Below are 25,334 nucleotides of genomic sequence, written 5' to 3' on the forward strand. Positions count from 1 at the left end.
GTCTCCGCTCCACCGGTGAACGTCGAGCAGCTCGCCGCCGACCATGGCGCCCTCGTGTCGGCGAGCCCTTTCAGGGACGGCGACGTGTCCGGCATGCTTCTCCGCCGCGAGGGGCAGCCTCCGGTGATCGGTGTCAATGGGGCACACCCAGAGCGTCGCCAGCGTTTCACCATCGCCCATGAGCTCGGACACTTGCTGCTGCATCCAGGGCGGGAGATCGTCTTGGACAGGCCGGTGCGAGTCAACCTCAGGGACAAGACGTCCAGCATGGCTACCGATCAGGAAGAGATCGAGGCCAATGCGTTCGCCGCGAGCCTGCTGATGCCGGCCGAGATGGTCCGCCGAGAGTTGGTGAAACTCAGCCCGGCAGTACGTCAGGACCCTGACGACTGCACGGCTCGTCTCGCAGACGTGTTCCAGGTGAGCACAGCAGCGATGGGTTTCCGGCTGATCAACCTCGGAATGTTGAGCTAGCGCCCCTGCGCCGGACAGCCCCGGCATAAGACACTCCTGCCGGGGCGAAATCTTGGCCGCACAGTGCCGGAGACGACGTCAGTTGTCCGGGACGCCGTTCGTGGACCACTCGTTGGCGAAGTGCTCCATCTGCTTCAGGACGAGGTTGATGGCCTCGGCTTCCTGGTCCGGCGGGTACTTGTGTCGGGCGAGGAGGCGCTTGATGGCGCTGCGGAGGCGGGCGCGGACCGGTTCGCGGGCGATCCAGTCCGGCTTGAGCTTGCTGCGGACCTCTGCGACCAGCTCGCGGGCGATGCCGGCCAGCACCTCGTCGCCCATCACCGAGCGTGCCGTGCCGTGATCGGCCACGGCGTCGTAGAAGGCGAGCTCGCGCCAGTCCAACGGCGGCTCGAACTTCTCGCCGCGGCGGGCGTCGTCCATGACCTCCTTCGCCATCTCGACGAGCTTGGCGATGAGCTCCGCGCTCGTGTACTGCTGCCGCATATACCGGACCATCAGGTCCTGGAGCCGTTCGGAGAACGTGGTGCGGCGAACGATGTTGTGCCGCGTCACCTCGCGCATCTTCCGCTCGATGAGTCGCCGCAGTGCCTCCGCCGCCAGGTGCGGGGTCTCACTGTTCTGCAGCTGGGCGACGAGCGCGTCGTTCAGGTGCGTCAGGTCGGCGGTCTCCAGGCCTGCCTCGGCAAACAGGTCCGTCACGCCGCCGGTCTCGACGACCGAGGAGGTCAGCTGCGCGAGGTACAGCTCGACGTCGCGGGCGACGGGCAGACCGCGGGCCTCGCGATCCATCGCGTCGTACTTCGCCATGTAGGCGCGGACCTCGACGAAGTACTGGATGTCGCGCCGCCAGGCGGGGTGGTCCGGGAAGCGCTCGCCGATGTTCTTGGCGCTGGCAGACAGCGCGTAGAAGCGCTCCAGGCGGTGGGCGTGCTCGCGGAAGCGCCGGCCGAGCGTCTGGCGGGGGTCGTCCAGCTTGTCCGGGTCGTTGCCAGCCGTACGCGGATCGCGCAGATAGTTGGCGGCCCTGATGGCAGCGTCGATGAATGCCGTCCTGGACGGCATGGCCAGCCGTGCCTGCCAGTCGAAGCCGCGCAGGATGTCGGTGAGGATGTCGTACTCGTTGCGCAGTTCGTCCAGCGCCCGGTCGAGGTCCTGGCCGAGCGTGCGGTCCTGCTTGTCGGCTTCGGTGTACTCGGCGATCGCCCGCTGGAGGTTCTCGGTCAGCGGTGCGTACCCAACGAGGAGGCCGTCCTCCTTGGCGCGGAAGCGGCGGTTGACGCGGGCCAGGGCTTGCATCAGGTTGGCGCCCTTGAGCGGCCGGTCCAGGTACATCGTGTGGACGGGCGGAGCATCGAAGCCGGTCAGGAGCATGTTGTTGACGATGAGCAGCTCCAGCTCGTCGTCGGGATCCTTCGCCCGGTTGATGACCGTCTTGCGCTGGCTGTCGCGGAGGGCATGGGCGCGCAGGTGGTCGGGATCCTTACGGGAATCCGAGGAGAAGACGATCTTCATGGCGCCCTTGTCGACCTCGTTGCTGTGCCACTCGGGCCGCAGCTCGCGCAGGGCGTCATAGACACGGACGCAGATCTCGCGGGTCGCACACACGACCATCGCCTTGCCAGCCGCGCCGGCCTTGTCGGAGACGCCTACGAACGGCTTCATACGCTCGCGCCGTCCCTCCCAGTGCTCGACCAGGTCCGCGGCGAGGTCCCGTATGCGGGCGGGCGCGCCGTACATCGCATTCATGGTGGCGACGGCCTGTTCGACGCGGCGGCGCTCGACGTCGTCGAGGCCATCGGTGATGCGGTCCGCCTCCTCGTCGATCGTCGTCGGATCTACGCCCTTGTCCATCACGAGCTGGATGACGCGGCTCTCGTGGAAGACCTTGACGGTGGCGCCGTCGTCGGCCGCACGCTTGAGGTCGTAGACGTCGATGTAGCCGTTGTAGTCGCCCTTGTCGCCGAACACCTCGCGGGTGTTGCGGTCGGCCTGGGATAGCGGGGTGCCGGTGAAGGCGAGGAGCGTGGCGTGCGGGAGCGCGTCGCGCAGGTGGCGGGCGTAGCCGTTGAGGGAGTCGTAGTGGCTGCGATGTGCCTCGTCGACCACGACCACGATGTTGCGCCGGTCCGACAGCAGCGGGTGCTCCGCGCCGGACTGCTTCTCCTCCTTGGTGCGGCCGAACTTCTGCAGCGTGGTGAAGAGGATGCCGCCGACCCGCTTGGCGGCAAGTTCCTCGCGCAGCTCGGCCCGGGTGAGGACCTGCTTGGGCGCCTCCGGGAGGATCTCGCTCTCCAGGAAGGTCGAGAACAGCTGGTCGTCGAGGTCCGTGCGGTCCGTGATGACGACGACCGTCGGGTTCAGAAGCGCCGGGTCCTTCATCACCATGGTCGTGGTGAGGACCATCTCCTCGGACTTGCCCGAACCCTGGGTGTGCCAGACAACGCCGGCCCTCCCGTCGCTCGCCGCGGCCTGGCGCACGGCCCCCGCGGCGCGGGTCACCGCGTGGTATTGGTGCGGCTTCGCGATGCGCTTCATCCGCCTCGACGGGACGAAGTTGACGAAGGACCGGATGAGGGCGAGGAACCGCGGCTGAGTGAACAGGCCGTGTACAGCCAGGTTCTGGCCCGAGTCCCATATCCCCTCGGCGTCAAGCGGGTCGACGCGCGCGCCGAACTCGTCCGTGTTCCAAGGCGCGAAGTGCTCGTACGGGGTGAAGGGTGTGCCGTACTTGGCGGTGATGCCGTCCGAGAGCAGGATGACCGCGTTGTACCGGAAGGCAGTCGGAAACTCCTTGACGTAGCGGGTGACCTGCGAGTGCGCGGTCTGGAGCGTGGCGTCTTCGTCGCCAGCGCGCTTGAGCTCCAGAACGGCGAGCGGCAGGCCGTTTACATACAGGACGACATCGAAGCGGCGGATACGCTCGCCGTCGATGACGGTCACCTGGTTGAGGGCGCGGTAGACGTTCGCGTCCGGGTCGTCCAGGTCGACGAGACGGACGGTGGGGTTGTGCTCGGCGCCGAAGGCGTCGGTGTACGTAACGGACCGGATGCCGGTCGTCAGAAAGCCGTGGGCGGTGCGGTTCTCTTCATACGTGTCCTGGGACGTCGGCGTCGCGGCGACGGCGACGGCGTCGCGGACGGCGTCTAGAGGCAGCTCGGAGTTGAGCCGCTCGATCGCCTCGCGGAGGTCCGGATACAGAATCAGGTCGTCCCACGACTTGCGGTGGCCGGAGCCGGGGGCGAGCTCATTGCCGGGGGTGTGCTGCCAGGCGAGCTCGCCGAGCTCGTCGAGGGCGAGAAGCTCCCAGTCAGACTCGTGGGGGCGGTGGCGCTTGTTATCGTCGTCGGGGGGCGTCATGTGTTGTCCTCGACAATCTTCTCAGCATCTTTGATGCGGAGCAGGCCGGACGTGAGTTGGGGGAGGAGCGTGTCGCGGAGGGTGGCGAGGGTTCGATTCTCATTGGAGGTGTGGACGGCGGTTGCATGCAACGGCGCGACTGTGTGAGCGAACTCCTCCAACCGTGTAGCGTCCGGCAGGCGAATCCGCATGGCTTTGAAGTTTTTACGACTGAGCTCGAGAAATGTGGATCCGTTTGCCAGACTAATCATTTCACTTACACGGGAGCGCATCTCATGCAAGAGCCACCAACGCATTTCCTCGTTCGGGGGCACCACTACAATGAAACCTTGATTCACAGCCGCAGGAACCTGTGGCAGCGCGAAGGCCCCAATCGTGGCGCGAGAAGTCATGAAGATTGATGTCGTCGGATAAAGCTGAGAGGCGCAGTTCTCGAGGCCGCGCCGCGTAATGCTCCGACTGGTCTCAAAGAGATACGGAGACGGGAGGGCCGTCACATCAGAAGGAGTCGTCCAGAAAATTCCCCCGCCCCAGTATTCCTCAACTTTAGTACTGGGAGTCCCTCCGCCAGCGACCGTAGCCATCGATCCGAAGGTCTCATTACCGAACTCAAGCTGACCTGCCAACTGCTTGAATCGCATGTCAGCCAGTTCAAGGACCTTGCTCGCAATTCGCTCATTGACGGCGATCTTTTCATCCAGTGCGCCTAGCACCGCCACCGCTGCGCGCTGTACCGGAAGGGGTGGATGGGGAACCTTGAACGATTTCACGGTGGCAACGGGTTGAACCAGCCCTGGGACACCAACGGTTGACACGTGTTGCAGAATTTCATATTGCCCAGCCGGCGAAGAAAGCCAGTAGTAGTAGAACTCGGGAATGGCTCGCGAGATATCAAGCCGGGCTTTCACCTGACTAGTAGACAAGACGTAGCGGCCATACTTTGGCGATCTCGGAATCATTGACACCTGACCAATGGTTCCTCGATGCGTGATCACCAGGTCTCCTGCGGTCAGGTTCGCGCCAGGCAGACTGTCTGCTTTCTTCTCGGTGATAAACACAAATTCATCGTCGTGAAATCGACCGGTACCCAGATTTACGCCTCGCACCAGTGGGACGCCAGAAGGGACATAGTCGTCCTTCGTGTAAGCCGATCCGTATGGCTTCGAGAAAGCGCTCTTCTCGGGTGCTGCGAGTTCCTCGAATCGCACAATAGGCCACTTAGACATCGATCCTCCCCAACTGCTCCCGGACCGTCATCTCCAGCTCCACCGACTTCTTGAACAGTCCGTACAACTCCTCGGTCAATGTGGCGATCTTTCCCGCCACCGCTTCCGGGTCATCTTCATCCGCCTCGACGGCCCCCACGTACCGTCCAGGCGTCAGCACGTACCCGTGCTCGCGCACGGTCTCCAGGTCGGCCGAGAAGCAGAATCCAGACTCGTCCTGGTACGTCAGCCTCTCCTCACGCGCCGACGCGGTACCTCGCCAGGCGTGGTACGTGCCGGCGATCTTCGTGAGATCGGCATCTGTCAGGATGCGCTCAGTCCGGTCGGCCATCTCGCCCATGCTGCGGGCGTCGATGAAGAGGATCTCGCCGCGCCGGTCTTCTAGGTGCTTCGCACCCTGAGGGGTTTTGTCCTTGGCCAGGAACCACAGGCAGGCCGGGATCTGGGTGGTACGGAAGAGCTGGGACGGCAGGGCGACCATGCAGGCCACCAGATCCGCCTCCACCATCGCCTGGCGGATCTCCCCCTCGCCGCTCGACTGGGAGCTCATCGAGCCGTTCGCCAGGACGATGCCGGCCGTGCCGCGCTCACCCAGTTTGGAGACCATGTGCTGGAGCCAGGCATAGTTGGCGTTGCTCTTCGGCGGAACCCCGAACTTCCACCTCGGGTCGCCTTCGTCCCGCGCCCAGTCCTTGATGTTGAAGGGTGGGTTGGCCATTACGAAGTCGGCCTTGAGGTCGGGGTGCTTGTCGTCGGCGAAGGTGTCGCCCCAGCGGCCGGCAAGATTGCCGTCGATGCCGTGAATAGCGAGGTTCATCTTGGCCAGACGCCAGGTGCGCTCGTTGAGCTCCTGGCCGTAGACCGCGATGTCGGCCTTGTGGCCGCGCCCCCGGTGTGCCTCGATGAACTTGCTCGCCTGGACGAACATGCCGCCCGATCCGCACGCGGGGTCATACACGCGCCCGCCGTACGGCTCCAGGATCTCCACGATGAGGCGGACCACCGACTGCGGCGTGTAGAACTCGCCACCCCGCTTGCCCTCCGCACGCGCGAAGTTGCCGAGGAAGTACTCGTACACCTCGCCCAGCACGTCTTGCGCGGCCTTGTCCTCGTTGCCGCCGAAACGGGCGTCGCTGATGAGGTCGACGAGCTCGGCCAAGCGCTTCTGGTCGACGTTGTCGCGGTTGAAGATCTTCGGGAGGACGCCAGTCAGGGAGGCGTTCTCCCGCATGACGGCGTCCATCGCCTCGTCAAGGAGCTTGCCGACGCCCTGGCTCTTGGCGTTGGCGGCGATCCACGACCAGCGGGCCGTCTCCGGAACCCAGAAGACGTGGGCGCCGGTGTACTCGTCCCGGTCCTCCAAGAAGTCGTCGAGCCGGTCCTCGGAGATGCCATCCTCGGCGAGTTCCTTGGCTAGCTCGGCACGGCGCTCGTCGAAGGCGTCGGAGACGTACTTCAGGAAGATCAGGCCGAGGACGAACTCCTTGTACTGCGCGGCGTCGATCGAGCCGCGCAGCTTGTCCGCGGCCTTCCACAGGATCGCCTGGATCTCCTTGGCGGTGGAGGCACTGAACAGCTCCGCCTGGTCGGCGGCCTTCTTCGTAGCGGTAGCCATCAGGCAGACCGTCTCCTTCAGTCGTCGGTTCCGGGAAGATTCTGAATGGCCAGCGTGCCGTCGGCGATGCCGGCGGCCGTTATGCGGACCAGGTCGTCGAGTGCGGCGGACTGTTGCCGCAGGAGCGCCGCCCGGTCCTCGATCTCGGCGAGCGCGGCGTCGTATAGTTCCGCCTCCGCCCGCCCCAGGTCAGGGATGCTCAGGTCCTCGATGCTGCGCGACGCCCGCACGGCTCCCCTGGTGCGCGCATACTCGGCGGCTGCCGCCCGCAGCAGCGCCGCCAGCACCCGCGGCTGGACCGGCGGGTCGGCGTCGGGGCGGACACGCAGGATGCGGGCTGGGGCAGCGACCACCGACAGGCCGCCCGTGTCGACGTGTACGCCGAAGCGCGGGCTGGCGGTGACGACGATGTCGCCGGGCTCAGTGAACTGGGCGTGCTCGTACGCAGTGAGGAGTAAACCGCGGTCGATACGGCGGCTGCCGTGCCTCACGGTGCCGAGGATCTCGTCCGGGCCGAGCACCGGATAGTGGCCCTCTACCGACAGGTGTTCGGGCGCGATGCGGTGGCCGGGGCGCTTGCGGAGGCGGCGCTCCTCAAGGAGCCGGCGGACCGTGGTGCGCCGCACCGGCTGATCCTCCGAGCGCAAGACAGCCTGGATGCGCATCGCCGCGCGCAGGTCGGTCTGCTGTCGGCGGGCCTGCTCCTGGAGCTCCGTCAGGTGCTGCTCGAGTTCGCTGATGCGGGCCGGGCGCTCGATGACCGGGCGCGTGTAGCGGGCCTCGGCGGAGCGCTGGTTGGGGGTGAAGGCGGTGCCCGGCCGGTCGTTGAGTTCCTTCGCGGGGACGATCACAGCGTGGCGGGGCTCGTGCCGGCGGTCCCCACGCCAGCCGGAAGAGCGCCAGATGGCGATGTCCTCGGCGAGCGTGTCGAGAACCGGCTCGGTGAGCGGTCGCGCGGAGAGGTCGGCGAGGAGGACCCGGCCCGTGCGCTCCTCCTCCGGGGTGCGGGCAAGGACCCACACCGCGGTGCGGTAGCCGGGCCGGTACGGCATTACGCCGTCGGGAAGGTTGATCACGGCCTTCAGCAGGCCAGGGCGGAGGAAGGAGCGGCGCAGCCGGTCGGCCTCGCCGTGCCGCGGCAGCGGGTGTACGAGTACGTCGGCAGGACCGAGGACGACGGCTGTGGAGCCGGTGCCAAGGTAGTCGGTGAGCTCCTGCACCTGCTCCAGGACGGCCTCGGGGCTGCGGGTCTCCGCGGCCTCGTAAGGGAGGACGCAGACCAGCAGGTTCGGGTATCCCCACTCGTCGACGGAGACGGACAGGTCCTCGCCCTGCATGACGTCGAGTTGAAACTCGTACACCCCTCGTACGAGCATCCGGCGGCGAACGAGGCGGACGCGGCCCGGGTCGGGGTCGGCGGCGAGGTACGTGTGGCCGGAGCTCTCGGGGGCGTGGGCGTGCAGTGCGGCAAGGAGGTCGCCGGTGCGGGCGTGCGGGGTGGCGACGACGGACTCCTCACCGAGGGTGTCGACGCCGGACAGGGCGGCAAGGGCCCGGGCGACGGCCGGGGTGGGTTCGTCGGCGGCCAGCTCGTGGGAGCCGAGACGGCGGCGGGCCTCGAGGACCCAGTCGAAGGCCTCGGCCGGGGTGTAGGCGGCCTCGGTCAGGTCGTCCGCGAGAGCGGCGAGGCCGGGGCCGATGCGCTCCGGGTCGGGTACGGCGCGCAGCTCGGAGAGGAGGAACTGGTCCTCGGCGTCCAGGTCGGCGGCCCTGGTCATGAGAGCTTCCCAGTCCTGGTCGGCGACCGCTGAGTCGTACTGCTGGCGCAGGCAGATCAAGGCAGTCAGGGCCCCCACCAGTACGGATGACGAAAGTGCGGGGGTCCGCCAGGCGGACAGTGTGTGCAGGGCGAGCTCCGCGCGTAGGTGGCGAGGGTCGGCGTTGCCGCGGCCCGTCGTCGTTAGCCAGTCGACGACGGCGCGGGCGTCGAACAGGGGGCGGCCGTCCTCGTGGGCGACAGGCGCGGGGAAGTCCGGGTGCCGACGGCTCCATGTAGTGGGGACAGGCCGCTTCACCTGGGCGAGGGAGGCGATTTCGGCATAAGTGATCCGCCAGGCCGGCATCTCGGGCACGATGGGCGATGTCGCTTCGCGCGCTGTGGCCACAGCCCGTCCCCTTCGAATCAGACCTGTTGTCCTGCGTGCGGGCCTCGGTCGAACCCCCTGAGCCCGGTACCACGGCAGGTGTCAGAACTTTACAGCGCTAGGCGTGATCAGATTCTGGTCGACCTGATAACAGGGGTTATCAGCCTTCATCAGACTCAAAGAAGGCAACGTGCCTCACCTTGGGTGGCCCATCGCCCTACCAGGGGCGCTCAAGCCTGGAGGTCCGACACATGACCAGCTCTCCCTCGATACCGCCCGCCGGCCATCAGCCCGGCGCGGACGGCGGGACCCCTTCGTGGAGTGCGGTGCCGTCGCCGGGTTCGCCGGCGTACGTTCCGCAGCCGCCCTCGACGCCGTCCAGGAGCAAGGCGTGGCTCACCCACGGTGCGGCGGCGTTCGTCGCGCTGATCTTCGGCGCTGCGATCGGCGGCGGGGAGTCCAGTGGCACGGCCGACACCGCCCGTCCCGCGCCGACCGTCACCGTCACGAAGACGGCCCGTGCCGCGGCGCCCGATGCCAAGCCGGCCAACGAGGCGGGTACGGCCAAGGAGACGGGCACGGCCAAGCCGAAGCCGGCCAAGAAGCCCGGACCGCCCTCCAGCATCGACAGCGACGGCACGTTCCTCGTCGGCGAGGACATCCAGGCCGGTACCTACAAGTCCGCCGGTCCCGAGGACGACAACTTCGGCCTCGGCTGCTACTGGGCCCGGCACAAGGACGCCTCCGGCGAACTGACCGGGATCATCGCCAACGACAACATCACCGGCCAGACCCGGGTGACGGTCAACAAGGGCGAGTACTTCGAGACGAAGGGCTGCCTGGAGTGGCAGAAGGTCGGCTGACCAGCCGCTGTACAGGGTCAGACGCCGCGCTTCCCCCATGGGCGACGGACGGCCCGGCCGTCCGTCGCCACCCATCCGCTGCACTCCGTGAATCAGGAGGAACCCCATGGGCCGTCGCTCTCCGCTCGCCTATGTACACCACTCCGACACCCGTGTACGCCGTGGGGTGCAGGTCAGCGGCAAGGTCAGGGCCGTACCCGGACCGATCGTCCTGGCCACCGACGCGTCCGTCGGCAGGGACCGCGTCGCCGCCGGTTTCATCGCCACCACCGGTCATGCCGGACTACGTGCCCACCTCTACCCGGTGCACCTGGCCGCTCCCCGCACACGAATCGTTGTCACGGAACTGCGGGCCGCCTATTGGAGCCTGAAGCCGGTTCTCGCCGCTCACCCCGGCGCACCCGTTCAAGTGCGCCTCGACAGCCTCGATGCGCTCGGCTACCTGCACGCCTGGCAGAGCGGCAGCACGCGCATGCCGGAGGGCTACGACACCCGCCTGCGTTCCCAAGGCCGGATGCCCACGCTCATGAAGCTCCAAATGCTCGCGGAGTACACCCCGGACCTGACGTTCGTCCACGAGAAGGCCCACGTCGGCAATCCGTTGAACGAGGCTGCGGATTCCCTGACCAAGCTCGGCCTGCGCGCCATCCACAGCAAGGTCCCCGCGAGCGAGATTCCGCGCCTCGTTCCCCTGGGCCGTCGGCGCCCTCGACGACTACCGCCGGAGCGGCACAGGACCCACCCGCCTCGACTGCGCCGGCGGTCTATCCACCCGCTCTGAGAGAGGAACCCTCGCGATGTCCGAACCCGAGCCGTTGCCCCCCGTCCCGCCCAAGGGCATGGAACCGGAGCCCGGATCCGCCGCGCCGGTGCCGGCGATGCCGGACCATGCACCCTCCATTCCGCCCGCGCCCCGGACCGGCTCCCGCTGGGCGGGACTGTCACGCCGCACGGTCCTGTTGCTCGGCGTCGCGATCGGAGCGGCAGCGGTGGGGGCCGGCTGGCTGGCCACGTCCCTCCTCGGAAGCGACGGGGACGAGGCGGGCGAGGGTGTCACCTCTGCCAGCGCGACCTCGGCTGATGAGAAGGATGGACCGGAGACATTCAAGACGGACGGCACGATTACGCTCACCTCGGTCGGTACGGGACTTGAGGACGGGGCGCTGTGCTCCGGCACGGGCGGCTACTCAGACATCGACATCGGTACCCAGGTCAACATCACCGACGCGGCTGGGACCCTCGTCGCCCACGGTTCTCTCGGCCTGGGCGAGAAGACCGAGGCGGGGTGCACGTTCCCGTTCACGGTCGACGACATCACCCCGGGGTCGAAGTTCTACACCGTAGAGGTGTCCCATCGCGGCGGCCTTACACAGACCGAGACCGAACTTCGCGCGGGCGGACTCGCATTCACACTCGGCGACTGATCGTCTCCCCAGAGCTCGGTAGGGACGGGGCGCTGCTGTTCACCACCGCCTGCCCGCTGGCGATGCCGGTCCGTAGGGCGCCCTCCGCGGCGGTGATGTCACCGAGCCCGGGCGGCGGCGTGCTCGCACCGATGAAAGACGCTGCGACCCACGTACGCCGACAGAGATACATGATCCTTCAATTCGGCCACTGCAGTCGGAACGATCCGTCCGGCCTGCACGGCGGAGGGCAAGGCGGGCACGGGCGTCCAGCCAAGAGCAACTGACCAATGCGTTCTGACAAGTTGATAACCCGGGTTATCAACTCATTGGCGCAACTCTTTGTTCCGTCTCCCTATCGTTCCGTCCCGTCGGCGAGCAGTGCAGCAGGCACCGGCCGCACCGCCGCTCGCCCCGCCCGTCCCCTCCGCACCACCGACCGGCGCCCGGGAGGCACCTCATGACCGATATGGAACAGCCCGAGGAGAACCTGCACCACTCCACCGACATCACGCGGCCGAACCCCGCGGACCAGCCCGCGACCGTGGCCGAGCTGGTGCAGCTCCGTCTCGAGGAGTCGTCGCTCAGCGAGCCCGTGAAGGTGCTCCTGCAGGAGGCGCTGGGCCGCGGGGAGGAGCGGGGGACGTCCTCTGTCGGCCGGATCTACCTCGAATCCGTCGCCGTCACCGGATTCCGCGGCATCGGGCCCCGGACCTGGCTGGGCCTCAGCCCCCGGCCCGGCGTGAACCTCGTCGTCGGCCGCAACGGCTCGGGGAAGTCCAGCATCGCCGAGGGCATCGAAACGGCCTTCACCGGCGTCAACATGAGATGGCACGGTCTGCACGCCTCGCGCAGCAGCAACTGGCGCAACCTCCACCACGGCGGCGGAAATCCGGAGATCGAGGTCAAGCTCGCCATCGAGGGCGACGCCGGCCGCAGCACGCTCACCCGCACCTGGGACGGGGAGGACTTCGGCGCCTCCCGGGGCGAGCTCAAGCGGCCGGGACACGGCCGCGTCCCCGTCGACCGGGTCGACTGGAAGCAGGCCATGGAGGACTACCGGCCCTTCCTGTCGTACGTCGATCTCGACCGCATGATCAGCGGTAAGCCCGCGCAGATGTACGACGCCATCGCCTCGATCCTCGGTCTCAGGCATCTCAGCGCGGCCGACGGCCGGCTCCGGACGGAAGAGAAGGCACTCGACGACGCGGCCAAGGCGGCGAAAGCGGAGGTGCCGGAGCTCACGGCCGCCCTCTATGACCTGGAGGACGACGAGCGGGCGGTCCACGCGCTCCTGGCCATCGACACCCCGGGCAGCCCGGACTTCAGCGCACTCGGGGGGCTCGTGGCCGGGCTGCCCGACGACTCCGACGAGGGACTTCTCGCCGAGCTGCGCCTCGCGGCCGGTGTTCAGGGGCCCGACATGGAGCGGGTCGACGCGGCGGTGGCCCGGCTGGCCAAGGCCCTCGCCGACGCGGAGGACGTGCGCGGCACCAGCGCCGAGGATGCCCACCAGCGCGCCGACCTCCTCTCCAAGGCCCTGTCCCACCACGACCGGCACGCCGATGAGGAAACCTGCCCGGTCTGCGGGACGGACGGTGCTCTGGACGCGGACTGGGCAGCGCGCGCCGCCGCGCAGATCGCCGTCCTCAGACAGGAGGCGAAGGCCGCCGACGACGCACGCAGCGAACTGCGCTCGGCTGCCCGGTCCGTGCAGGACCTCGCGTACAGGCCTCAGCGGATCCCGTCCGCTCTGACCGATCCGTGGGATGCCTGGACTGCCTGCCGGACGATCAGCGATCCGGGCGAGCTGGCCCGCCGTGCGCGTGAGACCGCCGCGCCCCTGGCCGATGCCTGCGCCGTGGTCAAGGAGAGCGCTGTGAAGGAGCTCGAGAGGCGGGACGAGCGCTGGCGCCTGCTCGTCATCCGCCTCGCCGCCTGGGCGGAAAGGGCCCGGGCCGCCGAGGAGAACGCACCGCGGCTCAGGGACATCCGCAAGGCCCGTGCATGGATCAAGAAGCTGTCCACCGAGCTTCGGGAGCGGCGCATGGAGGGATTCGCCGACCATTCGCAGCAGATCTGGGAGAAGCTCCGCCAGGAGAGCGACATCGAACTCAACGGCGTGAGCCTGCGGGGCAGCGAGAAGGCTGCCGTCCGCTCGCTCGTCATGGACGTCTCCGTCGACGGCCAGGACGCCTCTGCCCTCGGTGTCATGAGCCAGGGGGAACTGCACTCCCTCGCGCTCTCCCTGTTCCTCCCCCGCGCCGTCACGGCCGACAGCCCCTTCGGTTTCATCGTCATCGACGACCCCGTGCAGTCCATGGACCCCGCCAAGGTCAACGGACTCGCCCAGGTCCTGCACGAGCTCGGCAAGCATCGGCAGGTCGTCGTGTTCACCCACGACACCCGGCTCCAGAGGGCATTCACCAGCCAGGAGCTGCCGGTGACGGTGTTCCAGGTCGAGCGTGGCCAGGCGTCCAGGGTGAAGGTCACCCGGGTGAACGACCCGGTCGCGCAGGCGCTCGCCGACGCGATGGCCATCGCCGCAACTCCGAACCTTCCTGTCACGGCACGCAGCCACGTGCTGCCCAGCCTGTGCCGTATCGCCCTCGAGAACGCCTTCCTGGAAGCCGCTTGGATCCGGCACCACCGTCGCGGCGGACCCGAGCAGGAACTGCACGCCGCAGTCGACGACGCCGAGAAGTTCCGGAAGGTCGCGGCGCTCGCCCTCTTCGGTGACGTCCGGAAGGCCGGCGACGTGGATGCGGAGGTGCGCGCCCGTTACGGGGCGCAGGCGGCCCAGCTCGTCCGGCAGTGCCAGAGCGGCGCGCACCCGGGAGGCGCGCAGATCCCGGACGCTCGGCGCTTCGTCGACGACGTCGATGCCCTGGTGCAGAAGGTGCGCAGGCCGGAGGTGGACGCGTGATGAGTGCTCCCGCCGCCTCCGTCACGGACCTCCTGCTGACGGCCGACCGACTGATCGCCGGTGACCTTGCCGGCACCTCGGTCGGTGGCCGCCACCGTGGTGCCTCCATCGCGCTGCGGACGGCCCTGGAGATCTCCATCGACCGGGTGCTGGACGCCGCGGTGCCCGGGCTGTCCCGCACCACGGGCCGGGCCAAGCTGCTCTGCCTGCGCTGCTACACGGCGGCGGAGACCGCCCGCCGCGCCAAGGCCGTCTGGTCCCATCTCTGCCTCGGGTGCCACTACCACCAGTACGAGATCGGCCCCACGCACGACCAGGTCCGCACCTGGCGTGCCGAGGTCCGGGAACTGATCGGCCGCCTTTCGCACTGACCGTTCGTTACCGGTCGGTCTCTGATAGTTGTTTGGACGGGGTACGGGCGCATTGCCCGTAGCGGTGTCCCAGGACGCCGCAGGGAGGGATGCAGATGAGCACCACCACGCGCGAAGAGGTCCTCGCCGGCGAGCAGAATGCGGTGGACCACGCGTACGACTGCTACACCGCGCGGCTGGCCGAGATGAGCGGGACCTCGGCCGCCACGGCGTCGGCGAGCGGCAAGGACGGCATAGCCAATCGGAAGGACGCGGAGGCACGGGCCGCGGCGTACGGCGGGCTCGGCGACGAGGCCCTGGTCTTCTCCCGGGTCGACGCGCCGGAGGAGCCCGGAGGGGAGCCTCGCCCCTGGTACATCGGCCGGCGGGGCGTGCGTGACTCGCAGAACGACCCGGTGGTCCTGCTGTGGAGCAGCGACCTCGCCAGGAAGTGGTCCGAGGCGCTCCCGGAGGCGCCGGGGGACGTGGTTCTGCGGCGCCGGTTGCAGTGCGTGCAGCGCGTCGTCGAAGACTACTTCGACGAGATCGCCCCGGCGTCGCCGTCACCCGCGCCCATGGCGGCCCTTCCGAGGCCGCGGTCCGAGGACGACCCACGGACGGCAGCTCCGCCCGAGGACCTCTCCGAGACCCGGCCCGAACCGGCCACCCGGCAGGGCGAGGACCGGCTGCCGTCTCCAACGCCCGGCGACGTCGCCCGCATCCAGCGCCGCAAGCCGCTCCAGCCGGACGACTTCCTGCTGCGCGAGCTGCAGCGATCGCGCAGCGGCCGGATGCGGGACATCGTCGAGACCATCCGCCGCGACCAGATGGACCTGGTCGCCGGCTCTCCGTCCGACATCCTCGTGGTGCAAGGCGGCCCGGGCACGGGCAAGTCCGCCGTCGGTCTGCACCGTGTGACCTGGCTCGTCAACAACGAGCACTTCAAGGCGCAGGACGTCCTCGTCATCGGCCCCCACCAGCGGTTCCTCGACTATGTGAGCCGGGTCCTGCCCGCCCTCGGCACACGGGACGTCAACGCCGTCCAACTGAGCCGTCTTTGGGACGGAGAGGTGCTCGGCACCGACACCCCGCAGGCGCGGCTGGTGAAGTCCGACGAGCGCATGGCGGCCGTCCTGCGGCGCCGGGTCGAGCGCGACTGCCGCCCCGAGGTCCTCGACGAACTCACCACCGCGCCGTCCTTCGAGGGTGACGAGCCCGCCGTCGTCGTCACCGCCGGAAGCACGACCCTGCGCGTCCCCCGGTCCAAGGTGGCCGCCCTCCTCGACGAGGCCCGAAACGGCGACGGACCGTACCGGCAGCGCCGTGAACGCTTCCGCAATCTGTTCGTCGACCTCCTCCTCCAGGAGCTCGCCGCCATCGCCCCGCGCCGCGGACAGGGCGGTACGATCCGCCGCGACCTGGAACGCAACCGCCGGGTCGAGCGGCTCGTCGAACGGGTCTGGCCGTCGCCGGGTGCCAGGGAAGCCCTGCGCAGCCTCTACGACTCGCCCGAACTCCTCCGAGCCTGCGCCGAAGGCGTTCTGGACGACGACGAGCAAGCCGCCCTGCACCGGCCCCGGGCCGTCACCGCCGACGCCGACGCCTGGACCCTCGACGACCACGTCTGCCTCGAGGAACTCGGATACCTCATCGCCGGGGAGACCCCCGGCCGCTACGGGCACATCGTCGTCGACGAGGCACAGGACCTCACCCCCATGCAGGCCCGCGCGCTGCGCCGCCGCTGCGCGGTGGGCGGTTCCATGACGGTGCTCGGAGACCTCGCCCAGGCCACCGGCCCCCACACCCACACCAGCTGGGACCGTCTCGGCACGCTCCTGTCCGACCACGGCGACTGGCGCGTCGCCGAACTGAGCACCAGTTACCGCGTGCCGGCGGAGATCATGGAATTCGTCGCGCCACTGGCCCGTGCGATCGCCCCGGCGCTGCCGTACCCCCGAGCCGTGCGCGAGGTGGGTGAGGACGCCGTACGAACCGTGGCGACCGAGCCGTGGAAGCTCCTCGAGGACACCGTCGCCCAAGTGACCCGCCTGGTGGGCACCAGCGACGGCACCACCCTGCGATCCATCGCCGTGATCGTCCCCGACGACTCCGGCTGGCTCGACGAGATCACCCGTCACCTCGACCAGAGCGCCGGCATCACCGGGCCGCGCCGAGAAGCGGTGTCCGTACTCGCCGCAGCCCAGGCCAAGGGCATGGAGTACGACCACGTCCTGGTCGTCGAACCCGCCACGATCGCCGACCGCGGTGCGGCCGGGCTGCGCCAGCTCTACATCGCCCTCACCCGCAGCACCCAGAGCCTGACCATGCTGCACACCTCACCGATCCCGGAGACCCTCACGAACAACCCCGACAGCGACGAGCAGTTCCCTGCCCGGACGGAATCCGACGCGGCCTCCGGCGACGTACCGGACATCGGGACGGACATCCGCGTGCGCGTCATCGGCCCCGCACCGGGCGGCCGCTACCGGGTCGAGGCACTTTCCCCCACCACCGACCGCCCGCTGGTCCTGACCGTCCGACACGGCTCCACTCCGCCGCGCCCGGGTACGGAACTGGACTGCTGGGTCTTCGGCAACGAGACCAACCACAGCGTGCTCACCGCCGATCAGCGCGGCCGCCGGCCGATCTCGCCCACGATGGCGGAACGCTATGCGGCGGCACTCGGCGTACTCGACGACCTGGTGGCCGGAGGGGGAGACGTGCCGCAGGACGCACGCAGCCGACTCTCCGAACTCCAGGGCATGGCCAACCGCGTCCTCCGCCGCGACCAGGCGGACTGGGTGGACGTACGACGCGTTCTCGGTTCCCCGGACAGACACCGCCTGGGCGTGCTGCGCGACCTCGCGGCGAGCACCAACCGCGTACTCAAGGACCACGCACTGGACGTTCGCGGCCTCCAGGACCAACTCGCCGACTCGGGTTGGGCCGACGCGCTACTCGAGGCACGCGAGACGATCCGCACCCGGCTGGCCGAGGCCGCAGAACCGGACCAGCAGAACGCACCCACGCATCAGCCCGAGCGGGAGGAACCCGAGTCCGTGACCACCGTCGACGAATCTCCCGCCGCACCGTCAACAGCGACGAAAGACGACTTCCTGCGCGAGTTGGAGGCCTCCGCGGCCGTCGACCGCACGTGCAAGAAGCACGAGGCCGTGCGCCACGCCCTGAAGTCGGCACTGCTGTGGGCGGACATCCAGCCGTCCGACTCACCGGTCATCGACGTCAGCTGCGTCACGGACCGAGGCCTGTTCGTTTACGAAGTCCTGGGCGCCGGCCGCTCCACCTACCAGGACCTCCGCTCCGGAGCGACCCGCCTCCTCGAGATCAACCACACCCTGCCGGCACCGGCCGACCGCCTTTACCTGGTTCTCTGCGAAGCACCCGCCGAGGCATGGTCGGCCGATACCGTCCGCGACGTGTTCAACGTCCAGGTCCTGTGGCGCAGCCCCAACGGATGGAGCGGCCAGGACTCGGAAACCGCGTTGGGCTCCTCCGGGGCGTGATGCCGAAGTGAATCGGCCCGGACGCGATACGCGTCCGGGCTCACTTTCAGGAGCTCGGCGCGGTTGTCGAAGGCCCGCGGTCTGACCAATCCGCTGGTGAAAGGTAAACCGTCGATCCGCTCTCGCCGCGGCCGACGACGGCGCAAGCCGGGCAAGCGCCACGCCGACAAGGGATACGACTGGGACCACCTGCGGCGATGGTTACGGCAGCGCGGGATCGCCCACCGCATCGAAGCCCGCAAGGCGTACCGCCTCATGCCCAAGGAACTCGAGGACGACGACGGCCACCAGCGCGTGATGTGCCCGGCAGCGGCCGCGAAGGCCCAGTGCTCCCCTCAAGCCGCGCAGCCTCGGTCGCGGTGTCCACCCGCCCTTGGTGGGCCCCTGGCCGAGCCCCGCAGGCCCCCTCAAGGCCTGCCGCCGGCGCAGCATCACCCTCGCCCGGGCGCAGGACCAGCCACTGGGCACGTGGACCCCCACCGGCCACCTCGCACCGACCGGCTGGCGACCGGCGCGAGCCGCGCCAGCTGAAGATCAACAGAAGATCAGGGCCACATCGTGACAAGAGCCACGGTGTGGGCTCTTTCACGTAAAATCGCCCACAGTGGTGTCGCACACAGGATCCATACACCGACCGAACCCCGCCGGACAACGAGAAACGGGCCCCCACCAGGACTTTCGTCTCTGGTGAGAACCCGTTTCATCGGTTTTCATGGTGCGCGAGGGGGGAGTTGAACCCCCACGCCCTTGCGGGCACTGGAACCTGAATCCAGCGCGTCTGCCTATTCCGCCACCCGCGCATTTGGGTGTTGCCCCCTGCCCCCTCACCTGTTCGGTGCGAGCGCCTGGCGACATGCAGAAGATTAGCACGCTGAGGAGGGTGGATTCACATCCGTTGTTTCGGGCGGCTCCCGACGGCGGAGGAAGACAGCAGAGGCCTGCCGGGGCACGCCTCGTACCGCTTCCGGTGCCGGTTCCGGGCACCGCATCGGCCGCGGGACGGGCACCCTCACGGACCCCCGCGACGTTGAAGGAGCGAAGGCGGCAGCCCACCGCACCACCACCCGGCGGGCACCGGCCACGGAAACGGAACCCGCGGAGGAGAAGAGGCAGGGCTGGAGGACGACGACACGGACAACCGGAGAGGGACAGACGAAGGAACGCAGCGCGGCCGCCGGCACTCCTCCCGGGTGCACCTCCCCCCGCTCCCCCGGGGTGCACCCCGGGTGCGGGACACTGTCAGGAGGCCGCCTCTACGATCCGTGTGAGAGGTGACACTCATCGACGGGGCAGACAAGGGGAACCAGCCGATTTCCCGACGCGTGGATACGATCAGTAAGCAGTACCAGGACGACACCGACGGAGGAGGTGCCCCATGGGAGTTCTGAAGCGTTTCGAGCAGCGGCTCGAAGGCCTGGTCAACGGCACCTTCGCCAAGGTCTTCAAGTCCGAGGTCCAGCCGGTCGAGATCGCGGGCGCCCTCCAGCGCGAGTGCGACAACAACGCGACCATCTGGAACCGGGACCGCACGGTCGTCCCCAACGACTTCATCGTGGAGCTGAGCGCGCCCGACTACGAGCGACTCAGCCCCTACTCCGGCCAGCTCGGCGACGAGCTCTCCGGCCTGGTCCGGGACTACGCCAAGCAGCAGCGCTACACCTTCATGGGCCCGATCAAGGTCCATCTGGAGAAGGCCGACGACCTCGACACCGGTCTGTACCGGGTGCGAAGCCGCACTCTCGCGTCGAGCACGTCACAGTCGCCCGACCGCGCCCCCGCCGGCCCGGAAGCGGGTCACGCGGGTGCCCCGCAGGGGCCCCAGCGCGGCGGGTACGGCTACCCTCCTGTCGGTGCGCCTCCCATGCCGTCCGCCCCGCCGCCCGGCGGAGGCAGGCCCGGCCCGGGAGCAGCCCACGGCGGGCGTCCGACGGCATCCGGTCCGATGCCGGGCGCCCAGGTGCGCCGCTGGATCGAGATCAACGGCACACGCCACCAGATCTCCCGCCCGACGATGGTGCTGGGCCGCAGCACCGACGCCGACGTGCGGATCGACGACCCCGGCGTCTCCCGCCGGCACTGCGAGATCCGGACCGGAACGCCCTCGACGATCCAGGATCTCGGGTCCACCAACGGCATCGTGGTGGACGGGCAGCACACCACCCGCGCTACGCTCCGCGACGGCTCGCGGATCGTCGTGGGCAGCACCACCATCGTTTACCGGCAAGCCGAAGGGTGAAGCGGGGGCAATGTCAGAGCTGACCCTGACGGTCATGCGGCTGGGTTTCCTGGCCGTTCTGTGGCTGTTCGTCATCGTGGCCGTCCAGGTCATCCGTAGCGACCTGTTCGGCACCCGCGTCACGCAGCGCGGCTCGCGCCGCAACGCCGACGCTCGGCCGCAGCAGGCCGCGCGCCAGGCGGCCGCGCCTCCTCAGCAGCGCCAGCAGGCGACGCGCCAGCGCCGGGGGGCGCCCACCAAGCTGGTCGTCACCGAAGGCTCCCTCACCGGCACCACGGTCGCGCTGCAGGGTCAGACGATCACGCTGGGCCGTGCGCACGATTCCACCATCGTGCTGGACGACGACTACGCCTCCAGTCGGCATGCCAGGATCTACCCGGACCGTGACGGCCAGTGGATCGTCGAGGACCTCGGGTCCACCAACGGCACGTATCTCGACCGGACCCGGCTCACCACCCCGACACCGATTCCGCCGGGCGCGCCGATCCGCATCGGCAAGACCGTCATCGAGCTGCGGAAGTAGTACGACAATGAGCGAGCGGAGCGAGCGAGCCGCGGCGGTCCGCACGGAGGACCCCGCAGCGGTCCCGGCGACGGACCGGGGCAGGCTCCCGACCGGAGGGTGGGCAGTGTGGCTCGAGACCGGCTGTACCCCGAGGCAGCGTCGACAGGGCAGGTGCGCATGAGTCTGTCACTGCGCTTCGCCGCCGGATCGCACAAGGGCATGATCCGGGAGGGCAACGAGGACTCCGGCTACGCCGGTCCCCGTCTTCTCGCGATCGCCGACGGCATGGGCGGCCAGGCGGCCGGCGAGGTCGCCTCGTCGGAGGTCATCTCCACGCTCGTCCAGCTCGACGACGACATCCCGGGCTCGGACATCCTCACCTCGCTCGGTACCGCCGTGCAGCGGGCCAACGAGCAGCTGCGCCTGATGGTCGAGGAGGACCCCCAGCTCGAGGGCATGGGCACCACGCTGACCGCGCTGCTGTGGACCGGACAGCGGCTCGGCCTCGTGCACGTCGGCGACTCCCGCGCGTACCTGCTCCGCGACGGGGTGCTGACCCAGATCACGCAGGACCACACCTGGGTGCAGCGGCTCGTCGACGAGGGCCGGATCACCGAGGAGGAGGCCACCACCCATCCGCAGCGCGCCCTGCTGATGCGCGCACTGGGCAGTGGCGACCACGTCGAGCCCGATCTCTCCATCCGCGAGGTGAGGGCCGGCGACCGTTATCTGATCTGCTCCGACGGACTGTCCGGCGTCGTGTCCCACCAGACGCTGGAGGACGCCCTCGCCAGCTACCAGGGCCCGCAGGAGACCGTGCAGGAGCTGATCCAGCTCGCCCTGCGCGGCGGCGGCCCCGACAACATCACCTGCATCGTCGCGGACGTGCTCGACACGGACTCCGGAGACACCCTCGCCGGCGCGCTGAGCGACACCCCGGTCGTCGTCGGCGCCGTGGCCGAGAACCAGGCGCAGCTGGGTGACGGCGGGGCGATGCAGACCCCCGCCGGCCGCGCGTCCGGCCTGGGCCGGCCCGCCGCGCCGCCGCAGGGCGGCAACTTCGGTCCGCCCGGGAGCGGCGACGACGTCGGTTACGGCGGGATGCCGCCGGAGGGCAGCTACGGCGCGTACACGGACGAGGACTTCGTCAAGCCGCGCCGCGGCCGGAAGTGGCTGAAGAGATCCTTCTTCATCGCGCTCGCGCTGGGAGTCGTGGGCGGCGGTCTCTACGGCGGTTACCGCTGGACGCAGACCCAGTACTACGTCGGCGCGAACGAGGACCACGTCGCGCTGTACCGGGGCATCAGCCAGGACCTGGCCTGGCTCTCGCTCTCGAAGGTCGAGAAGGACCACCCCGAGATCGAACTCAAGTACCTGCCGCCCTACCAGCAGAAGCAGGTCAAGGCGACCATCACCGAGGGCAGCCTCGGCGATGCCCGCGACAAGATCCAGGAGCTCGGCGCGCAGGCCGCCGTCTGCAAGAAGGACGAGCAGCGCCGGGCCGCCGCGGACCGGGCCGCGGGCACGCCGCCGGGTGAGGGCCAGGCCGGCGGTACGACCGGCACGAAGCCCTCGACCCAGTCCGCCCAGACCAAGCCGACCGCAGCGTCTCCCTCTCCGGGCCCCACCCTCTCGGAGGAGGAGCAGAAGCTGGCCTCGAACTGCGGCAAGCAGTAAGCACCCGTAGGGGGGCCTTTCTCCACCATGAGCGTTGTCACCAACACGACCACCATCGGCGCGATCGACGCACCGAGCCGCCGCAACACCGAGCTCGTGCTGCTCGCGTTCGCCGTCGCCATCCCGGTGTTCGCGTATCTCAACGTGGGCCTCGCGCTCAACGGCGAGGTGCCGTCCGGCATGCTCGGCTACGGGCTCGGCCTCGGACTGATGGCCTCCGTCGCCCATATCGTCGTACGGAAGTTCGCCAGGTACGCGGACCCGCTGCTGCTGCCCCTGGCGACACTGCTCAACGGGCTCGGGCTGGTGCTGATCTGGCGGCTGGACCAGTCGCCGCGGCTGAACGCACGCCCCGACTTCGCCCCGCAGGCGACGAACCAGCTGATGTACTCGGCGCTCGGCATCGCGCTGTTCGTCGGCGTGCTGATGATCCTGAAGGACCACCGCGTCCTCCAGCGCTTCACGTACATCTCGATGGCGGCGGCGCTGGTCCTGCTGATCCTGCCGATCGTGCCGGGGCTCGGTGCCGATGTCTTCGGCGCGAAGATCTGGATCCGGGTGGGCGGGTTCTCCATCCAGCCCGGCGAGTTCGCGAAGATCGTCATCGCGGTCTTCTTCTCGGGCTATCTGATGGTGAAACGGGACGCGCTCGCCCTGGCCAGCCGCCGGTTCATGGGCCTGTACCTGCCGCGCGGCCGCGACCTCGGCCCGATCCTCACGATCTGGGCGATGAGCCTGCTCATCCTGGTCTTCGAGAACGACCTCGGCACCTCGCTGCTGTTCTTCGGCATGTTCGTGGTCATGCTGTACGTGGCCACCGAGCGGACGAGCTGGATCGTCATGGGCCTGCTGATGTCGGCGGGCGGCGCCGTGGTCGTCGCGCAGTTCGCGAGTCACGTCCAGTCCCGCGTCGCGGCCTGGCTCGACCCCTTCGGGTGCCTGGAGACCGCGCCCGAGGGCTCCAACATGATCAACGCCTGTGACCAGATGACCCAGGTCCTGATGTCGTTCGGCGCCGGCGGCACCCTCGGCACCGGCCTCGGCCAGGGCAACTCCGACCTCATCAGCTTCGCCGCGAACTCGGACTTCATCTTCGCCACCGTCGGCGAGGAGCTCGGCCTGACCGGCGTCATGGCGTTCCTGCTGCTGTACGGCCTGATCATCGAGCGCGGCATCCGCACGGCCCTGGCCGCCCGGGACCCGTTCGGCAAGCTGTTCGCCGTCGGTCTCTCCGGCGCCTTCGCCCTCCAGGTCTTCGTCGTGGCCGGCGGTGTGATGGGACTCATCCCGCTGACCGGTATGACCATGCCGTTCCTCGCGGCCGGTGGCTCCTCCGTCATCGCCAACTGGGCCCTGATCGGCATCCTCATCCGTATCAGCGACACCGCGCGCCGTCCGGCGCCGGCTCCCGCCCCGTCCCCCGATGCCGAGATGACCCAGGTGGTCCGACCGTGAACAAGCCCCTGCGCCGCATCGCGATCTTCTGCGGCCTCCTGGTCCTCGCCCTGCTCATCCGGGACAACTGGCTCCAGTACGTCCGCGCGGACGAGCTCAACACGCACAAGCTCAACCGCCGGGTGCAGATCGAGCGTTACGCCCACGAGCGCGGCAACATCATCGTCGACGGCAAGCCGATCACCGGCTCGGTCGAGACGAAGGGCAGCGACTTCAAGTACAAGCGCACGTACACCAACGGCCGCATGTGGGCACCCGTCACCGGTTTCGCCTCGCAGGCGTTCGACGCCAACCAGATCGAGAAGCTCGAGGACGGGATACTGACCGGCAACGACGACCGGCTGTTCTTCGACCGCACGATGGCGATGTTCACGGGCGAGAAGAAGAAGGGCGGCGACGTCGTCACCACCCTGAGCGGCAGGGCCCAGGAGGCCGCGTTCAAGGGACTCGGCGACAAGAAGGGCGCCGTCGCGGCGATCGACCCGCAGTCCGGCAGGATCCTGGCGCTGGCCTCGACCCCGTCGTACGACCCGTCGGTCTTCGCGGGCAACTCGATCAAGGACTCCGAGAACCGCCAGAAGCTGCTCAACGACAAAGACAAGCCGATGGTGAACCGCGCACTGCGCGAGACCTACCCGCCCGGATCCACGTTCAAGGTCGTCACCGCGGCCGCCGCGCTCGAGAACGGCGTGGTCGAGGACATCGACGCGCCGACGGACACCCCCGAGCCCTACCTGATCCCGCTCTCGCGGACGCCGATGAAGAACTCGCACGGCGGCTGTGAGAAGGCGAGCCTGAACGCGGCCATGGAGGTGTCCTGCAACTCCGTCTTCGCCAACCTCGGTGACAAGGTGTCCCGGGACAAGATGGTGGAGATGGCCCAGAAGTTCGGCTTCAACAACGCCGAGATCGACACCCCGGTCCGGGCCTCCGCGTCCGTCTACAACAAGACCATGGACCGCGGCGGCAACGCGCTCTCCTCGATCGGCCAGTTCGACACCGCCGCGACGCCGCTGCAGATGGCCATGGTCACCGCGGCGATCGCCAACGACGGCAAGCTGATGAAGCCGTACATGATCGACCAGCTGCGGGCGCCCAACCTGGACGTGATCCAGACCTTCGAGCCGGAGGAGATGAGCCGGCCGGTCTCGCAGGAGAACGCGCAGCTCCTCCAGCAGATGATGGAGAACGTCGTCGAGAAGGGCACCGGCACCAAGGCGCAGATCAACGGCGTCACCGTCGGCGGCAAGACCGGTACCGCCCAGCACGGTGTCGGCAACAGCAAGCGCCCGTACGCGTGGTTCATCTCGTACGCCAAGACCGACAACGGTTCGCCGGTCGCGGTCGCCGTGGTCGTGGAGGACTCCAGCGGCACCGCGCGCGACGACATCAGCGGTGGCGGACTCGCCGCTCCGATCGCGCGCGACGTGATGAAGGCGGTGCTCGACGGCAAGGAGTGACGGATGTCACTGTCCTGGCCTCTTCCCGCCTCATACCCGCACAATGCGATACCGGTCGCGTATCAGGTCCCGGCCATGGGCGGATGAGGAGCCCCGTGGCCGGTAGCGTATGCGCGAAC

Annotated in this window: 16 protein-coding genes, 1 tRNA gene and 1 pseudogene; 13 read left to right on the forward strand and 5 right to left on the reverse strand. The window is 68.7% G+C overall.

The annotated features are described in order from the left end of the window. Positions 1-15: 15 nt before the first annotated feature. Complete coding sequence (locus O7595_RS16385) at positions 16-474, forward strand: ImmA/IrrE family metallo-endopeptidase (protein ID WP_269729423.1); 459 nt, start codon at positions 16-18, stop codon at positions 472-474. Positions 475-552: 78 nt separating this feature from the next. On the opposite strand, the gene O7595_RS16390 is transcribed toward O7595_RS16385, so the two are convergent. The 4 genes from O7595_RS16390 to O7595_RS16405 form a co-directional block, all read right to left on the reverse strand. Then, the gene (locus tag O7595_RS16390; protein ID WP_269729424.1) at positions 553-3,831 is read right to left on the reverse strand and encodes a type I restriction endonuclease subunit R; all 3,279 of its coding nucleotides are present in this window, start codon (positions 3,829-3,831) and stop codon (positions 553-555) included. Further along, positions 3,828-4,889, reverse strand: a complete 1,062-nt coding sequence (locus O7595_RS16395) for a restriction endonuclease subunit S (RefSeq protein WP_332328180.1) — start codon at positions 4,887-4,889, stop codon at positions 3,828-3,830. The genes O7595_RS16390 and O7595_RS16395 overlap by 4 nt, the downstream gene beginning before the upstream one ends. Positions 4,890-5,049: 160 nt before the next feature. Beyond that, positions 5,050-6,672 carry a class I SAM-dependent DNA methyltransferase gene (locus tag O7595_RS16400; protein ID WP_269729426.1) on the reverse strand — a complete coding sequence of 541 codons (1,623 nt, stop codon included), beginning with the start codon at positions 6,670-6,672 and terminating at the stop codon, positions 5,050-5,052. Between the two features lie 17 nt (positions 6,673-6,689). Continuing rightward, a complete protein-coding gene (locus tag O7595_RS16405; protein ID WP_269729427.1) occupies positions 6,690-8,837 on the reverse strand; it encodes a hypothetical protein in 2,148 nt (715 codons plus the stop codon). 230 nt (positions 8,838-9,067) lie between these two features. Between O7595_RS16405 and O7595_RS16410 the strand changes: the two genes are divergently transcribed. The 7 genes and pseudogenes from O7595_RS16410 to O7595_RS16440 all read left to right on the forward strand — a co-directional run. After that, the gene (locus O7595_RS16410) at positions 9,068-9,679 is read left to right on the forward strand and encodes a hypothetical protein (RefSeq protein ID WP_269729428.1); all 612 of its coding nucleotides are present in this window, start codon (positions 9,068-9,070) and stop codon (positions 9,677-9,679) included. 106 nt (positions 9,680-9,785) lie between these two features. Further along, a complete protein-coding gene (locus O7595_RS16415) occupies positions 9,786-10,460 on the forward strand; it encodes a hypothetical protein (RefSeq protein ID WP_269729429.1) in 675 nt (224 codons plus the stop codon). 16 nt (positions 10,461-10,476) lie between these two features. Then, positions 10,477-11,103, forward strand: coding sequence for a hypothetical protein (locus tag O7595_RS16420; protein ID WP_269729430.1), 627 nt, complete (start codon positions 10,477-10,479; stop codon positions 11,101-11,103). Positions 11,104-11,542: 439 nt separating this feature from the next. Further along, complete coding sequence (locus O7595_RS16425; RefSeq protein WP_269729431.1) at positions 11,543-14,008, forward strand: AAA family ATPase; 2,466 nt, start codon at positions 11,543-11,545, stop codon at positions 14,006-14,008. Continuing rightward, positions 14,008-14,379 (forward strand): hypothetical protein, encoded by a 372-nt coding sequence (locus O7595_RS16430; protein ID WP_269729432.1) that lies wholly within the window; start codon positions 14,008-14,010, stop codon positions 14,377-14,379. Before O7595_RS16425 ends, O7595_RS16430 begins: the two co-directional genes overlap by 1 nt. Before the next feature lie 95 nt (positions 14,380-14,474). After that, positions 14,475-17,882 (forward strand): HelD family protein, encoded by a 3,408-nt coding sequence (locus tag O7595_RS16435; protein ID WP_269729433.1) that lies wholly within the window; start codon positions 14,475-14,477, stop codon positions 17,880-17,882. Positions 17,883-17,972: 90 nt separating this feature from the next. Then, a pseudogene (locus O7595_RS16440) lies at positions 17,973-18,125 on the forward strand (IS5/IS1182 family transposase); the annotation flags it as partial. Positions 18,126-18,595: 470 nt separating this feature from the next. On the opposite strand, the gene O7595_RS16445 reads toward O7595_RS16440, so the two are convergent. Further along, a tRNA-Leu gene (locus O7595_RS16445) sits at positions 18,596-18,682 on the reverse strand. Positions 18,683-19,257: 575 nt separating this feature from the next. Between O7595_RS16445 and O7595_RS16450 the strand changes: the two genes are divergently transcribed. From O7595_RS16450 to O7595_RS16470, 5 genes are all read left to right on the forward strand, one after another. Continuing rightward, positions 19,258-20,118, forward strand: coding sequence for an FhaA domain-containing protein (locus O7595_RS16450; RefSeq protein ID WP_269729434.1), 861 nt, complete (start codon positions 19,258-19,260; stop codon positions 20,116-20,118). Positions 20,119-20,128: 10 nt separating this feature from the next. Next, positions 20,129-20,641: an FHA domain-containing protein FhaB/FipA gene (locus O7595_RS16455; protein WP_138054173.1), complete on the forward strand. Its 513-nt coding sequence runs from the start codon at positions 20,129-20,131 to the stop codon at positions 20,639-20,641. Between the two features lie 159 nt (positions 20,642-20,800). Further along, positions 20,801-22,300: a PP2C family protein-serine/threonine phosphatase gene (locus tag O7595_RS16460; RefSeq protein WP_269729435.1), complete on the forward strand. Its 1,500-nt coding sequence runs from the start codon at positions 20,801-20,803 to the stop codon at positions 22,298-22,300. A gap of 27 nt (positions 22,301-22,327) precedes the next feature. After that, positions 22,328-23,755, forward strand: coding sequence for an FtsW/RodA/SpoVE family cell cycle protein (locus O7595_RS16465; RefSeq protein ID WP_269729436.1), 1,428 nt, complete (start codon positions 22,328-22,330; stop codon positions 23,753-23,755). Then, positions 23,752-25,215 (forward strand): peptidoglycan D,D-transpeptidase FtsI family protein, encoded by a 1,464-nt coding sequence (locus tag O7595_RS16470; RefSeq protein ID WP_269729437.1) that lies wholly within the window; start codon positions 23,752-23,754, stop codon positions 25,213-25,215. The genes O7595_RS16465 and O7595_RS16470 overlap by 4 nt, the downstream gene beginning before the upstream one ends. Positions 25,216-25,334: the final 119 nt, after the last annotated feature.

The organism is Streptomyces sp. WMMC940 (assembly GCF_027460265.1).
Classification (GTDB): Bacteria; Actinomycetota; Actinomycetes; order Streptomycetales; family Streptomycetaceae; genus Streptomyces.